Annotated in this window: 15 protein-coding genes; 11 read left to right on the top strand and 4 right to left on the bottom strand. The window is 39.5% G+C overall.

The window, feature by feature from the left end; genetic code table 11:
- The first annotated feature begins 3 nt into the window (after positions 1-3).
- The 7 genes from LVD16_RS24185 (at position 4) to LVD16_RS24155 (ending at position 5,979) form a co-directional block, all read left to right on the top strand.
- Positions 4-621 (top strand): hypothetical protein, encoded by a 618-nt coding sequence (locus LVD16_RS24185; protein WP_233770878.1) that lies wholly within the window; start codon positions 4-6, stop codon positions 619-621.
- Positions 622-667: 46 nt separating this feature from the next.
- A complete protein-coding gene (locus LVD16_RS24180; RefSeq protein ID WP_233770877.1) occupies positions 668-1,486 on the top strand; it encodes a hypothetical protein in 819 nt (272 codons plus the stop codon).
- Positions 1,487-1,512: 26 nt separating this feature from the next.
- On the top strand, positions 1,513-2,382 hold the full coding sequence (locus tag LVD16_RS24175; protein WP_233770876.1) for a DUF350 domain-containing protein: 870 nt from the start codon (positions 1,513-1,515) through the stop codon (positions 2,380-2,382).
- A gap of 43 nt (positions 2,383-2,425) precedes the next feature.
- The gene (locus LVD16_RS24170) at positions 2,426-3,967 is read left to right on the top strand and encodes a polyamine aminopropyltransferase (RefSeq protein ID WP_233770875.1); all 1,542 of its coding nucleotides are present in this window, start codon (positions 2,426-2,428) and stop codon (positions 3,965-3,967) included.
- 1 nt (position 3,968) lies between these two features.
- Complete coding sequence (locus tag LVD16_RS24165) at positions 3,969-4,337, top strand: S-adenosylmethionine decarboxylase (protein WP_233770874.1); 369 nt, start codon at positions 3,969-3,971, stop codon at positions 4,335-4,337.
- Positions 4,337-5,362, top strand: coding sequence for a potassium channel family protein (locus LVD16_RS24160; protein ID WP_233770873.1), 1,026 nt, complete (start codon positions 4,337-4,339; stop codon positions 5,360-5,362). Before LVD16_RS24165 ends, LVD16_RS24160 begins: the two co-directional genes overlap by 1 nt.
- A gap of 161 nt (positions 5,363-5,523) precedes the next feature.
- Entirely contained in the window at positions 5,524-5,979 is a 456-nt protein-coding gene (locus tag LVD16_RS24155; RefSeq protein ID WP_233770872.1) for a hypothetical protein, read from the top strand.
- Positions 5,980-6,197: 218 nt separating this feature from the next.
- Here the strand turns inward: LVD16_RS24155 and LVD16_RS24150 are convergent, their stop codons facing one another.
- From LVD16_RS24150 to LVD16_RS24135, 4 genes are all read right to left on the bottom strand, one after another.
- A complete protein-coding gene (locus LVD16_RS24150) occupies positions 6,198-7,775 on the bottom strand; it encodes a RagB/SusD family nutrient uptake outer membrane protein (protein ID WP_233770871.1) in 1,578 nt (525 codons plus the stop codon).
- A gap of 26 nt (positions 7,776-7,801) precedes the next feature.
- Positions 7,802-11,272 (bottom strand): TonB-dependent receptor, encoded by a 3,471-nt coding sequence (locus tag LVD16_RS24145; protein WP_233770870.1) that lies wholly within the window; start codon positions 11,270-11,272, stop codon positions 7,802-7,804.
- 52 nt (positions 11,273-11,324) lie between these two features.
- Complete coding sequence (locus tag LVD16_RS24140; protein WP_233770869.1) at positions 11,325-12,353, bottom strand: FecR family protein; 1,029 nt, start codon at positions 12,351-12,353, stop codon at positions 11,325-11,327.
- Positions 12,354-12,488: 135 nt separating this feature from the next.
- The gene (locus tag LVD16_RS24135; protein WP_233770868.1) at positions 12,489-13,064 is read right to left on the bottom strand and encodes an RNA polymerase sigma factor; all 576 of its coding nucleotides are present in this window, start codon (positions 13,062-13,064) and stop codon (positions 12,489-12,491) included.
- A gap of 265 nt (positions 13,065-13,329) precedes the next feature.
- Here LVD16_RS24135 and LVD16_RS24130 point away from each other — a divergent pair, with 265 nt between their 5' ends.
- The 4 genes from LVD16_RS24130 to LVD16_RS24115 all read left to right on the top strand — a co-directional run bounded on the left by LVD16_RS24130 (position 13,330) and on the right by LVD16_RS24115 (position 15,887).
- Positions 13,330-14,166: an alpha/beta hydrolase gene (locus LVD16_RS24130; protein WP_233770867.1), complete on the top strand. Its 837-nt coding sequence runs from the start codon at positions 13,330-13,332 to the stop codon at positions 14,164-14,166.
- A gap of 1 nt (position 14,167) precedes the next feature.
- Positions 14,168-14,827, top strand: coding sequence for a hypothetical protein (locus tag LVD16_RS24125; protein ID WP_233770866.1), 660 nt, complete (start codon positions 14,168-14,170; stop codon positions 14,825-14,827).
- A gap of 2 nt (positions 14,828-14,829) precedes the next feature.
- A complete protein-coding gene (locus tag LVD16_RS24120; RefSeq protein ID WP_233770865.1) occupies positions 14,830-15,438 on the top strand; it encodes an NAD(P)H-dependent oxidoreductase in 609 nt (202 codons plus the stop codon).
- A gap of 62 nt (positions 15,439-15,500) precedes the next feature.
- A complete protein-coding gene (locus LVD16_RS24115) occupies positions 15,501-15,887 on the top strand; it encodes a hypothetical protein (RefSeq protein WP_233770864.1) in 387 nt (128 codons plus the stop codon).
- The last annotated feature ends 82 nt before the right edge of the window (positions 15,888-15,969 follow it).

Here is a 15,969-nt window from a genome sequence, read left to right as displayed (position 1 = left end):
TTGATGTCAGTTAAGCGCACCATATTTAAATATCTTTTTGAGTTTGTCATTGTCTTTGCCGGCGTTTTTTGTGCTTTCCTTCTTAATGAATACAAAGACAGAAAGGCAGAAGAAGCCAGAAAAAGAGAAGTATATCAAGCCATTTATGAAGATCTGATGAGCTTTTACGAGTCCGGAAAACGTGAAAATGCTAAAGGCTTTTTAATGACACTGAAGGCTAATGATATGCAGATGGACAGCTTGATCGCTGATAGAAATCTGCCTTCGAAGTATAATCTTTACGGTGATTACTGGCAGATTCTTATTATCAATTCTCTGATGAACAGTGGTGTGCTGAAAGAGATTGATATTCAGACTTTCAAGAAAATAAGTAAGTTCTATTCTGTACATCAAAACTTTTTAATGGGTGTAGAGGATTTTAATGAATTCTACGGACAAAACATTACTGCCAATTTTGATAAGGGCATTGATTACTACTACAAACCAGGCACTGACGAGTTGAAAGACAGGTTTGTATATCTGCAATATGTATTCGAAGGGCTTGAAAATCTGGCGGAAATATTAGTAGATGGTGCTTATAAAATAGCACAAGAAATAAAGGAAGAACACTTACAGGAATAATTGTAACTAAGGCAATACTCAAGTGGTGTTGCAAAAGCTTAATTAAATGAACAACGGATTAGCAAAAATTATCATTGCAGTGATCATAGGTTTTGTGATTATCAAAGCCTGTTCTGGTCGACGTAGTGATAGCGAATACAGACAGTCATCACAGTTGGAAAACTGGCAAAAGTCTCCTTTGGACGATATCATCAAGTCCCTATCAGATAAGCAGGACTTTTCCATTATCCTATATGATATGGATGCGGATGATTCTCAGTATAAGCATAAATATAGAATAGTATCTAATGAAGGTGATTCTGTTACAGCCAAGGAAACAGAATGGTACCCCGTGTCAGATGTGTTTTTTGAGCAGCATCTGAATGATATGGGTATGGAGATTGCCTCTAAAAAAGATGGTGTAGTGCATAAAGAAGCTGCGCCGGCAGGCTATACTAATTATGTGGGTAATCCTCAGTACGGCCATTGGGTAGAAAGAAATGGGTCTTCATTCTGGGAGTTCTATGGCAAGTATGCTTTCCTTTCTTCCATGTTTAATTTAATGACATACCCGGCCAGAAGGGCCTATTGGGATGATTATTACGGAGGTTATTACGGCAGAGGTCGTTCATATTATGGTCCGTCAGGAAGAACTATTTATGGTACCAGAAGCTATACATCTTCAAATACAGGAAAAACTACTACTTGGGGGTCTAAGCCATCTACCTTTAAAAGTAAGGTGAGAAGTCAGGTGTCAAGATCGGCATCAGCCACTAAATCCAGAAGTTATTCTTCGGGCAGCAGCTACAGCAAGACATCGCGTAGTTCTTCCAGATCATCCAGCGGGTCTTCTTTTAGATCCAGAAGCGGAGGCTTTGGTAAATAAATTTCACCTGAAACCAACACTTTGACATGAGTCTTTCTGAATTTTCATTTGTAGTATACGAGGCCATTATTTATATAGCATTGGCCTTTTTATTCTTTCTAATAGGCAAACTCGTTTATCAACTTTTCCATAGATCTATCAACGTAAAGGAAGAGCTGGTTAAAAAAGATAACTTGGCTTTCAGCCTTTCGCATGTAGGCTATTTTGTAGGTCTGCTTATAGCTATTGGTAGTGCCATTGTGGGGCCATCTCAAGGCCTTTGGAATGATGTAATGGTCATTTCTGTTTATGGTGGTCTGGCTATTGTGCTCTTGAACATCTCCATTGTGATCACGGATAAGATTTTGCTGAGTAAGTTCTCAGTAAGAAAAGAGATTATTGAGGATCAAAATGCAGGTACTGGGGTAGTAGAAGGAGCTGTTTCTATAGCATCAGGTCTTATCATTTTTGGTGCGGTTACTGGTGAGAGCAACAGCCTGGTAGGTGGAATTATCTCTGCCGTTGTATTCTGGTTGTTAGGTCAGGTAGCATTACTATTGGTGGGCTGGGTGTATAACCTTATCACACCGTATGACATCCATGAGCACATTGAAAAAGATAATGTAGCAGTAGGAATTGGTTTTGCAGGAGCTATCATCGCCATGGCTAACCTCATAAAGTTCGGACTTATGGGAGATTTTGAAAGCTGGGGCGAAACGCTGGGCGAAGCTGGCCTTGAAGTAGTGGTAGGTTTATTGTTATTACCAGTAATGAGGTATATCACCGATAAAATTTTGCTACCCGGTGAAAAATTAACCGATGAAATAGTAAACCAGGAAAAACCAAATGTAGGAGCTGCCATCATTGAGGCTTTTGCTTACATTGGAGGTTCTGTGCTAATTACCTGGTGTCTGTAAGCCAGGAAGAATTAAACTGATATTTGAAGGGAATGAATAGCGTATGATCGCCCGTAGGTCAACACTTTTGAAGGCGGCCATCTTTGCTACCGGTTTTTCCGGTGTGGTGGCTGAATATATATTATCAACATTAGCAACTTACTTTCTGGGAGATTCTATCTTTCAGTGGGTTATGATTATTTCTCTCATGCTCTTTTCCATGGGGTTGGGAAGTAGAATTAGCAAAGTCTTTAATCAGCATCTTCTAAAGTGGTTTTTGCTGGTGGAATTCGCCTTGTCATTATTGGTGTCTTTTGCTCCATTACTGGTGTATACCATGTCGGCCTATAGTACCTCATATGAGTCTTTGATCTATATACTTTCCATAGGTATTGGTATGCTCATCGGGATGGAGGTGCCGCTGGTGGTTCGGATCAATAATGAATTTGAGGAACTGAAATATAATATCTCAGGAATTCTGGAGAACGATTACTACGGCAGTTTGCTGGGAGGGGTGTTTTTCGCTTTCATAGGCTTGCCATTTTTAGGTTTGATGTATACTCCGTTTGTGCTGGGCCTGGTGAATCTTTTAGTTGCGCTTTTACTGATAGTCTCCTTGAAAAAGGTGATGTCTGCAGCAGATAAAAAACTCCTTATCCCTTCTGGTGGAGCTATATTGATAGTGCTGGTGGTAGGGTTGGTGATAACGAAGCCGATTATCCTATACGGAGAACAGGCCAAGTATAAAGATAAAGTAGTGTTTACAGAACAAACACCATATCAAAGGATTGTGATTACTCAATGGAAAGATGACTACTGGTTATATCTAAATGGTAATCAGCAACTTTCTACCAGAGATGAGATTATGTATCATGAGCCGTTGATACATCCTGCACTTACTTTGCATCCGCACCCTGAAAATGTACTGGTGCTTGGTGGTGGCGATGGCTGTGCAGCGCGAGAGATATTGAAATACCCAACGGTAAAGAATATTAAACTGGTAGATCTGGATCCTGCCATGACGGAGCTGGCTAAAACGAATCCTATTCTCACCGGTCTAAACCAGAATTCTCTGTCGGATGACAGGGTTACCGTGATAAATACAGATGGTTATCAATTCATTCAGAAGGACACGTCATTTTATGATGCCATTTTTATTGACTTACCCGATCCACGAACTGTAGAATTGGGGCGGCTTTATAGTTACGAGTTTTACAGAAGCTGTTATAGGTTGCTAAGACCTCAGGGAGTAATAGTGACACAAGCTGCAAGTCCTTACTTTGCCACCAGAGCTTTTAAATGCATAGTTAAGACTATGGAGGAGGCTGGTTTTAATACAGTTCCACTTCATAATCAGGTGGTTACTATGGGTGAGTGGGGTTGGAGTCTTGGGCAGAAACAATCGCCCTATGAAGATTTAAAGGGCACGCTGCAAAGGCTTGAGTTCGATGTCGATACCAAATGGATAGACCATGAGGCTATGCAGCTGGTAACCTCCTTTGGAAAAGGGATTTACGTGGGAAATACTGACTCTGTAGAAGTAAACAGAATTCACAATCCTGTGCTTTATAAATATTATTTGAAAGGAAACTGGGACTTATATTAATATGAATCAGACTCCAGAACACAAATCATTACCCGCCAAAATCTATAGTCTCAGGCTATGGGTGAAAACTATAGAGCCTGAAACCTTAAAGATTACCTTTGATAAGTTGTTAGCTTCTACAAAGTTCAATGTGCTTAATTTCTCTGAGTATTTCTTTCCCGTGCAAGGCTATACTGCCATATGGCTTTTAGCTGAATCTCATCTGGCCATTCATACTTTCCCTCAGAGTGGCTGGAGTTATGTAGAACTTAGTGGTTGTAATCATATGAAAACTATGGAGTTTAAGGAGCAGGTAGCAGTAATGGGTTTGGAGTTGAAATGGGAAACTGAGGAGATTACTGAGAGTGCACCGTTAAAGACACCAGAATAATGAGAAAATGGAGATATTACATATTAGCTTTTCTTGCCTATGTGGGTGTAATATGCCTGATAGGTGTTGTAGAGCAAAAATCTCCAGATGCTAACATAAAAAGTATATCAGATGCCTTTTGGTATGCCATCGTTACGCTTACTACGGTGGGCTACGGCGACTTTTATCCTGTTACGCCTGTTGGAAAAGTAATAGGATTATTTCTAATTATCGGTAGTATAGGCGTGCTGGGCTATGTTATAGGGGAGATCACCAGTAAATTTAATCAGTATATGGAAAAGAAAAAGTACGGTTTCTGGGGTACAGACTTTGAAGGTCATTATGTAATTATCGGCTGGAATGAGTTTGGCCGACAAGTAGCAGAGCAGATATTTAATTCGGGCCATAAAATTGCTTTTGTGGTAGACTCAAAGGCGGATGTAGATATTATTAAAGACATTTTTCCATCGGATAATTGCTTCTGCATGTTTGCTGACTTTCATAACATGGAGGCCTATAAAAAGGTGAATTTGAATAAGTCAAACGGTGTTTTTGTGAATTTTAAAGAAGATACTGAAACGCTGGTTTTTGTGCTGAATCTGAAGAAAGCTTATCAGCAATGCAGCATTGTTGTTACATGTGCTAATCCTGCGCTAAAAGATACTTTTATGAATGCCGGTATTCGCTATGTAATAGCGCAGTCAGAAGTGGCCTCAAGGTTAGTGGCTAGCTACATTTTTGAACCGTCAGTGGCCTCATATACAGAGGATTTGATCACTACCAGTATTTCGGACGGAGATTCTGATATTCAACAATACCGAATTTTAAAGTCTAATCGATTTGCCGGTGGCGATTATTTGGATGCTTTCCATCAGCTGAAAGAAGAATTTAATGCTGTAGCTATAGGAATGGTTTCGGATAACAAAGTCATTAAAAACCCGAGCAAAGGGCAGCAAATTCAGGCGGGCGATTATTTAATTCTCATATCAGATGGAAATTCGAAGAAGAAATTAGAGGCCGCCTTTGGAGTGATGGAGGGGGAATAGCAAATGTAATTTTTTCAATAAAATTTATTTTGTTAACTTATGGATTTAACATTTATAAAGTAAATTTTATGAAAATAATTAATGTTTTAGTTCTTCTTCTTGTTGTGTGTCAATTTGCTTATTCTCAGTCAACAGTTTCTCAGACAGACGATTGCTATATATTGTCTGCTTTGTATTCAGGGGGTAATTGTTATAGTTCAGATGGAACATTGGGTAGTGAATATTATGTATATGTCACAGGAGGTACTTATTCTGTTCCTTACCAAAGAACCGTCGAAGTTTATATAACTGCAGATAATACAGTTATTGATGTCGCATTGCTAAAAATCCCAGCTAACGCTACTAAATCTAGTGGTCAACCAGTGTTTTCTAATCTCAGTAAAAGTTACAAAAACACATCAGTTCATGTTCAAATTGCCAATGTGAGTCCTGCATCCGGTTGTACATTAAGAGATACTTACATGTCTTCAGTAAGAAATTGTTTTGTCTCTACAGATTTTGATCCCGATAGAGGAGGAGGTTTATGTGAAGACAATGATAATGATGGTATTTGTGATGATAGTGATCCATTTGTTGATCCTGATGGTAATGATCCGGGAATTTTCCCTATTCCTTAATTTTACTAAGGTAGAATTCAGATTGCTTTGAATTCTACCTGCCTTTGCATACCGTGAACGCTTTCGGAATTGATATGCAACTACCTAATGCCTTCTAATTATTGCATTATTCAAATTCTATTAGATAGATTCTCACTAATTGACTTTCAGTGTGAAGTGCTTAAAAAAAAACGCCATTCCTTCTTAGAAATGGCGTCCACTTACTAAAATATAAACCCCTACTGCAACATAGGATTTCTTTGTATCTCTCTTTGTGGTATTGGAATGAATAGATGCTTCTCCTGGAAGGTTTTACCCCAGGTATTTTCTTGTCCTACCAAAGGCACAAAAGTAATTTCACCATCACCCGCATTGCTGGTTAATGGATAAGTTCTCGTTCTTATCATATCGAACCATAAAGGGAACTCAAATACTAGTTCTCTATATCTCTCTTTCCATACTTCTTCCACAAAATCATTGGCGCTCAAGCCACTAAGGTCTGTTTCAATGTCAGCCATATCTTCTTTCCAGTAAGCTCTGCCTCTTACTTCAGCCAGGTAGCCAGCAGCTTCAGCATTAACGCCTTCTGATTCCGCTATTGCTTCTGCCGCAATCAGTAAAACGTCTGCATAGCTGATGGCTAAGGCATCTTTACCAGAAGTGGCAGTTTGAAATAATGCCTGATCATCATGCCAAATGTATGGCGTAGGCTCAAAGGTAGATAAGACATTTCCTTCATCGTCATTGAGTGTGGTATGGAAGAACTGCTTATTTTGAGCTCTTAGGTCATTGTCTGCGTCATAGCCCCACATAAACTCCTCTACGGGCTGATATGCGCCATTGGTGATAGAATACTCTACATCACCAGCATACGCCACCGGATAAGACCATTGTGGATATTCTGTAGTAGAAATACCTACCAGATATTCAACCATATAGATGTATTCATTACTTAAAGCTTCTTCACGCCTGATTTTGTTATAGGCAGAGTTTTCCATGTCTATGCTTCCAGCTTCAGTATCATGCTGAGTGAGAGAATAGGATCCACTATTGATAACAGCTTTGGCCATAGTGGCTGCTTCGGCATAATGATCTGATTGTAAAGGGAATCCGCTCATGGTAAGATATACTTCAGCTAAAAGTGCTTGAGCTGCCCCTTTGGTTATTCTATATCCGTTGTTTACCATAGATGCAGTTGAAAGTCCACCTTGGTTTACCGCAAATAGCAGGTCATTCTCTATTAGACCATACACATCTGCCAATGGGCTTTTTGCTACATAGATATTTTCTAGTGATTCATAAGGCTCTTCAACTAATGGTACTTCACCATAAAGACGAACCAGAAAATAGTAAGCATAAGCCCTGAAAAAACGAGCTTCGGCCAGCAGTCTATTGGCATCACTTTCTGCTAAACCTGGTGTTTCAGGTATGTACTTAATGGCATTGTTGGCTCTCGAGATTGCCAGATAAAGGTCTGACCATATGCCGTTAGAGAAACCGTCAATGTTAGTTGAAGTAAAGGATAGCTGCTGTGCGTGGCCAATATATGGCTCCTGTCCTTTATATTCATTATCAAAGAATCCTGACAAATAGGGTCCGTACATGGCTCTTTTACCTTGGTATACACCACCGCTTCCGTACATCATGGGTGCACCAATGCGGTATAGGGAGTTCACTGCATTTTGAGCATGAGAAGGCTCGGAGAAAAACTGTCCCAGACTAATTTCATCCCGGGGTTTCTCTTCTAAGAAATCGTCACAGGCGGTCATTAAGCTACCTGTAAGGAGTATGATGAATATTTTGAATATATTTTTCATTGTTGTGTTTTTTAGATCAGGAAAAATTAAAACTGAAGGTTTACTCCTAAAGTGTAAGTTCTAGGGCGTGGGTATTGGAAAAAGAACATATTCTGTCCCCACTGATTTCCACCCCAGGAGGTAGATTCCGGATCAAGTCCTTGAAAATCTTTCGAGTTGATCACAAAGGCATTTTGCACACTGGCATAAACTCTTAAGTTTCTGATTTGCATTCTTTCTGTCCAGCCATTTCTTACATTATAACCTAGCTGAATAAGATTTCCTCTCAGGTAAGATCCATCAGCGATCCATCTGCTATCTACCTGGCTGTTTTGTCCTGCATAGGCCTGGTTTCTGATTTCCTGAACCATTGTATTTTGGTTAGTTGGAGTCCATCCTTCAGTAAGTATGGTTCTTAGTCCGTTGGCAATTCCTGAACGGTCTTCAGTAGAGTGATAATACTGCTGTAAGATGTCTACATCATATACAAACTGCAGATCTAGCGTAAGGTCGAAGTTTCCGTAAGTGAAATTATTGATGAAACTTCCCGTCCATTTAGGCAGTCCGTTACCTATGATTTTTTGTTCCTCAGATCTTTTGGCCTCACCAGGTACAGCACCAGCATCTTCTGCTGCTTCAGCTTCGTCAGTTCCCCAGATGCCTATTCTTTCATATCCCCAGAATGAGCTTAATGGTTCACCTACTCTCAAGATGGTTTGGCTACCAGAAACCCAGTTAGGACCTGGGAAAATGTCTTCATTGTTTTCTCCAAGCTTTTCAATTCTATTTCGGTTATAGTTGAAGTTTAAAGTGCTGGTCCAGCTTAACTTGCTGCTTTCTATGTTAGTAGTGTTTAGCATTACTTCTACACCACGGTTAGAAACTTCGCCTATATTATCTCTCACTCCACCGAAGCCAGTAGTCTGAGGTAATGGCCTATCCAGAAGCAGGTCAGTGGTAAGCTTGTAGTAATAATCAAACTCTAATGACACTTTATAACTCAGTATAGACAGGTTAAACCCGATATCAAACTGATGTGTCTTTTCCCATTCCAGGTTAGGGTTAGAAAGCCTGTTCACCCAGCTTTGAGTTACACGCTGTCCGTTAAGTAATAAAGTTCCTGATGATACAGTTGCAAGCGACTGATAATTAGGGATTTCAGTATTACCAGTAATACCATAGCTAGATCTCAGTTTTAAGACGTTAATGAAGCTAGATCCACTTAAGAAGCCTTCTTCAGTAAGCATCCAACCCAAACCTACAGAAGGGAAAAATCCATACTTATTGTTTTCTCCAAAACGTGATGAGCCATCTATTCTACCGGTTAAGGTCAGCATGTATCTATCATTATAGGTATAGCCACCTCTTAGGAAGTAAGAGTTTAACGACCACTCATCATAGTAAGATCCTGGGGCGTCTGGCTGGCTGGCCGAACCGAGGTTATTGAACCTGAAGGAGTCATCAGCAAAATCTCTGGTGGTAATGCCGAAGCCTTCTTCTGTCCTTCTTTGCCAGCTTAAGCCTAACACACCACTTACTCTGTGCTTACCAATATCTTTGTTGTAGTTCAGGAATGTTTCTTCCTGCCAGTAAAGGACATGGGTGCTACCCTGATAAGCTGTTCCAAGTGGGTTGGATATATTCAATAGATCTTTCGGGCTGTAGTTTTGGAACAACCTGTCATGCTTATCAAAACCTAATTGAGTTCTTAAACTAAGTCCTTTTGCCAGCTGAAATTCGAAATAAGTATTTCCGAAAAGTTGAGTTCTTTTTCTTAATCTATCCTGTGTTTCTAATACATGTACCGGGTTAGCCATGGCCTCCAGGTTGTAAGCATCAGTAATCATCTGGCTATTGCTCCAGGTACCGTCAGGGAATTTCACAGGGAAGATCGGAGGCATCTCTATCATAGTTCTTCTAGGCATTTGATAGCCACCACCTTCATCAAACTCATTTTCTTTGGTGTAGTTAGCTAAAAGGTTAAAACCGAAAGTCAACCATTTTTTAGGCTTGCCTTCATAAGTGATTTTACCATATAATCGATCCAGGTCATTGTTAAGCATGATACCCTCCATGTGGGCATAATTAATGAATGCTCCATAAGATGAATTTTCTGTTTTCTGACGAACAGAAAACTGATGGTTAGTAGAAACTGCAGTTCTGGTAGCTTCTTCCTGCCAGTCAGTGTCATATAGAGGATTTCCGTTGGCGTCAAATAATCTTGGGTCATCTTTGGTAAACAGAGGCTCAATGCCAGGTCTATACTTAGGCGTATTTTCCATACCCGTCTCTACTACTTCAAGCCATTCTTCAGCATTGAGTAGATCCATTTTCTTTCTAAGAGTACCGAAACTCACATAACCATCATATGCTACTACAGTACCGTTAGATTTTGCTCCTCCTTTGGTAGTAATCATAATGACACCATTTGCACCTCTGGCACCATAAATTGCTGTGGCTGAGGCATCTTTTAGCACTTCCATGCTTTCAATGTCATTAGGATTCAGAAATTGAATGTCTTCCATTACCACACCATCAACCAGATAAAGCGGGGAGGCATTAGAGTTAATGGTACCTAGTCCACGAATCAAAACTCTTGGGCTGCTGGTAGGTGAGCCTGAGTTTAAGAATACATTTACACCAGCTACTTTTCCTTGCAAGCCTTGTAAGGCATTGTTAACTGGCGCCTTAAGTAATTCTTCTGAGCTCACCATTCCTATAGCTCCAGTTACATCAGACTTCTTTTGCTTACCATATCCTACTACCACTACTTCATTAAGAGATTGTACATTTGGTGCTAAAGCGATATCAATAGATGTTCTTCCATTAATTTTCACCTCTTGGGTTACATATCCTATGTAGGAAAAGATAAGGGTATTCACATCATCAGCTACTTTCAAGGTATAGGCGCCTGTTATGTCACTAACTGCCCCTGTAGAAGTGCCTTGAGCCAGAATATTCACACCAGGTAGAGGATCTCCTGATTCGGAATCAGTGATTTTACCTGTAATGGTCTGGTCTAAAGCAGATGTGATAGGTCTCGCATCTTTAGATGCCACAAGGTGGGGTAGCTGAGGCTTGGCAAAGGCCTGATCTTTAGAGGCTTCTATTTTCTCAGCCTTGGGTGCTTCTTCTTTCTGAATAATATAGTACCTGTCATTCACCTTTTTAAATTTAAGGTGATGCGGAGCCAGAGCTTCCTTCAGCAGCTGATCCAGGCTTTCGTTCTTATCTTTAGAAGATTCGGCCTTTTTGTTTTTTACTAAATTGCCGTCATAAGCAAAGCTCACGGTGTATTTTTCTTCCAGTTCAGATAAAAAGCTATCTAGCGAAACTTGCTCGTTTTGTGATGGAATCACATCAAAAGCATGGTCAGTATCTGATGCGCTATGCCAGGCCACCGCATTGGCATCATCTAAATAACTATTTGGCATTTGGGCTTGCAGCAAGGGCGGAGCCAGTAGGCACAGCACCATTACCAGAAGAGCCCCTCGGGTAAAGATTAGGTTAGGTTTCATAGTAATCGTTTTAGTTTTAATTGTTAAGTGTATGACCGTTTATCATGAAGTTTTAATTGGGTCCGTTGTTGGTTTTGTGTATGAAAAGGGTGTTGTCTTCTTTTGAGATTTTGAGTTGGAAGGCTTCCTCTAACAGTGTTTTTAAAAGAGGAAAGTCATTTCTTGAAACTGTGGCGGTGAAAATGTAATCTTTGAGGTAGTCGTGCTCAAATTCCACTTCAAATCCATAGTATTCTTCTATCTGTTGCGCTACCGTTTCCAGGCTTTCATTATTGAAAATGAAGTTATTTTCTTTCCATGCCAGTTCCTCGGTGGTATTATGAGAATGCTTCTGTAGTTTATCTTGCTTGTGATGCAATGTCACTTCCTCACCAGGAACCATCAGTAGATTTTCGCTGGTGTGTGTGTTGGCTACCTTAACCGCTCCTTTCTTTAATATCACACTAGAATTGCCATCTCTGCTTTTCACATTAAATTGAGTGCCTAGCACCTGGATATCCATGTTTTCTGCATGCACAATAAAAATGCTGCCTTCCCGATCGTGTTTCTTTTTGCAGACTTTAAAGAAAGCTTCACCTTCCAGCCAAACTTCTCTTACCTCCGCATTTTGCATGTTTTTAGCTACTCTCAGAGAAGAATTAGCATTGATGATTACTTCAGAACTATCCGGTAATAGTATGGATTTGGTCTCCTCGAATTGGGTAGAATAATATTGATAAGGAGCTATGGCCAGGAAATAATATGCCAGACTCACAATGAGCAGAATAGAGGAGATACTGGCGGCATATTTCCAACTGGCTCTAAGTATAGAGTCCTTCTTTTTCAGGTCACTGGCTGAGTAGCCTACCTGCATGTAAATATTGGTTAAAAGGCTATTTTTCTTATCTGTAGATAGTGGTGACTCTGGTACCTGCAGCGCTTGTAATATGAGCTTAGCCTCCTGAATAATGTATTTCTTTTCAGGGAAGTTAATCAGGTACTGGTCCCAGAAATGATCTTCTGCGCCGTTAGTCCATTGAATGAATCTATCGTCGAGCACAAAATCATAGAGCTGATAGTGGTCGTAGCGTTGGTTTTTCATGGGTTCAGGTTGTGGTTAATGGGTAGTACCAGCTCACCCTGATTTGTGCCCCATGCAAAATGAAATTTATTTCACTTTTTTATTATTTTAAATAAAGACCAATGATTTTTAAAATATTTATAATTCTGAGGTGAATTATTGATTGAGTAGCAATATAAAAACCTGTAGGGCAGAAGAGTATGGACCAAGCTCTTCTTTCAGAACAGTGAGCGCTCTATGGGATAGCTTGTAAATAGTTCTGGTTTGAACAGACATCACCTCTGCTATTTCTTCAAAGCTGAGCTGATTGTAAAAACGGAGATAAATCACCTCTTTTTGCTTTTCTGTAAGCTTGCAAAAAGCCGAGTGTATTATCAGAAGGTGTTCCTGATCAAAAAGCTTTTGTACCTCACTGTTATCAGCAAATCTAACTTCAAAAAAAGTATTCAGCTCTTCTTCAGGGTAAGGCGCTTCTTTTTCAGCATAAATTCTCTTTAGTAACTTCCTTCTTAATGCACCGAGCAGGTAAGGGCGCATGTTTTTAACCCTTGACAGGCTTTCAGGGCGTTGCCATAGGTCCGCAAACAAATCTTGTATGCAGTCTTCCACCAATTGCTGATTGGCTTTGAACTTAATACCATAATGGTACAAGGCATCAATATGCTTATGGTATATCTGCTCAAAGGTTTGGCTATGAGGTGCAGTAGTATGTGAGGTTGGCCTCTGTAGCATTACATCTGAGTAATATTTACTTAAATCTAAAAAATTAAAAGAGACTATCAATAATCTATTTAAAAATTGTAATAGTCTACGCTATAACGGTTTAGCTAAAAAATTAGTATAATCTTAAATGCCGCTGAAATAGGAGGGTTTTTGTAGGATGGGCAGGTGGAAATAATAATGCTTACGTTTTAGAAATCAAATCGGTCTAGTCAATTTAGGATAGTTAATGATATATGCTCTAAATCACTTATATTGGCATAATATTAATATACTTATGAAAAATTGTTTTTGCTGCTTATTGCTTTTTATTGGATTCTATTCAAAAGCACAAGATCTGGAGCCCAGGTATCAAGGTAAGGAGGTATTTCCGTTTGGGGTGATAGAAAGATTAGAGTCTAAGGCTTTAGATGAAACGCGGACCTTGAACATTTATCTGCCTCAAGGCTACCACCCTGATTCTACTCAAACTTATCCTGTCATTTATGTTTTGGATGGTTCTCAAAATGAGGACTTTCCGCATATAGCAGGGCTGGTTCAGTTTATGAATATGTACAATCTCATGCCCAAAAGTATTGTAGTAGGAATTGCTAATGTAGATCGTTACCGGGATTTCACCTATCCCAGCACTGACGATCTTGATTTAAGAGACCTGCCCACCGGTGGAGGATCACCCAGGTTTATTCAATTTGTAAGTGAAGAATTACAGCCATTTATCGAGGCAAACTACAAGGTTAACTCTGATAAAACCATAATAGGCCAATCTCTGGGCGGACTTTTAGCCACCGAAATTTTAATGAAAAAGCCAGATTTATTTGACGATTACATCATAGTGAGCCCTTCATTATGGTGGGATAAGGAGCAAATGATAGGTAAAGCAGCTTCATATTTTAAAACTCATCAAGAGCTGGAAAAGAGGATTTTCGTCTCTTTAGGAAAAGAGCACCCTACCATGCATAAAGTGGCAGAGGAGCTAGTATCGGCCATAAAAAATTCTGGAAATGATAAGCTGGAGTATTACTTTCAGCCCATATTAGAAGAAGACCATGCAACAATCCTTCATAAGGCGGCTTATCAGGCTTTCACGGCATTTAATCCAAAGGAGACAGAATAAAATGAGAATACGCATTGCAGCATTTTTAATGCTAATTACTATTTATGGAGTTCAAGCCCAAAATCTGGCAGGAAAGAAAATTTACGAAGTGGGAGCTACTGCATTTTTTCTAAATATGGACAGTACTACTTTGGAATCGGATTTTAATATCAGGCCTAATCTGGGTGTCACTTTTATTACCAAGAAATCTTTTATTCACGGGATTTCGGTCAGAGAAATATGGTTAAAGGAAAAGTATTTTGAAGGAGTAAATAGTGGAAGATATGTTTATGACACGAAAATAAAGGAGACTAATATATCTATTAAATACGAATTTGGTATTCCATTAACTAATAATGGAAGTTTATTGCCATATTTTTCAATTGGGTTAATTCCAGAATATACTTCCTATTTTTCTCGGCCAACTAATGAAAGTACTTATGATCGTCACCTGCGGTTTTATAATCTATATACTGAAATTAATGCTCATTGTCTATTTATCTTAAAACAGAAATACTCTTTGAATTTATCGGGTTCCATTAAAATCAATCGTTTCTATAGGGAAAGCATAAGAATTTATAACCCTAACATTCGTAAAAATCAACAAGAAAGAGGAGATAACCATAACCAGTGGTTTCCAGAAGTCTTCGAAGTAAAACTGTCGCTAGGTATAATTCACTAACCATGAAAGCTTTTATTGTTTACGCTCACCCCAGTAAAAAGTCCTTTACTTATCAGGTTTTGAGTCATCTTGTAGATGGTCTAAAGGCAGGCGGACACGCTGTAGAAGTGTCAGATTTGTATGAGATGGGTTTTCAATCGGATATGTCGGAGGTAGAGTATGAGCGGGAGGGTTTTGCTAATACTGATCTGCCGATACCTGTAGATGTGCAGATAGAGCAGGAGAAAATCCAATGGGCTGATGTCATCATTTTCGTTTATCCTGTATGGTGGAGCGACTGTCCTGCGAAATTAAAGGGCTGGTTTGATAGGATCTACACAGTGGGTTATGCCTACGGCTATGATGAGCAGGGTCATAAACTGATCAGGATGAATAAGCCCAGGCTGGGGCTGGCCTTATGTACCGCTGGTCATCCCAATGAATTTCTAGACCAAATAGGCATAGCAGAGAGCATGCGAAATGTTATGGTAGATGACCGTTTAGGAAATAGATTTGAAAAGAAACAGATGATTATCCTGGGAGGAACACTGGATATGGACCAGGTAGGAGAAGCTCATCTGCAGAAGGCCTTCAACATTGGGAAAGATTTAGATGATTTATGTCAGGAATAATTTAAAATCCACTGCTCTTTATTTGTGGTTAAAAATTCCTGATTTAATATTGCAGCTTAACCATGAAGTTAGCAAGTATCATAGGAGCATATGTATTAGCCGGGCTGTTATTTATACAGGCCTTTCAAGCACCTATTGTATACATGGCTTTCAAAATTCAGCAAGATTACATTGCAGCTAATCTTTGTGAAAATCGCTATGAACCTATCACGGTTTGTCGTGGTAGCTGCGTTCTTAAAGAAGATTTACAAGTGGTTTTTGATCAGGAGGCTGGTAAGTCTACCGCACCTCAAAGACTGAAAGTGGAAACGTCTGTTTATTGCATTCATGATTTCCTGACCTTACAGGATCGTGAGTTTCGTATTACCCATGATGAAGGCAATACCACCTACGCTGACCAGCTAGTCTCTTCATTTATTTCGGATTTCTTTGTCCCACCCCGGGGTTAAAAGCTAATTATTCATTTCAGATTTATAGGCTTTATCAAAAGTATAATTTACAGACTTGTAGAATTTCGTTTTGATTCAAAGT

It is taken from the genome of Fulvivirga ligni, assembly GCF_021389935.1.
Lineage (GTDB): Bacteria > Bacteroidota > Bacteroidia > Cytophagales > Cyclobacteriaceae > Fulvivirga > Fulvivirga ligni.
This window is presented reverse-complemented; position numbering and strand designations above follow the sequence as displayed.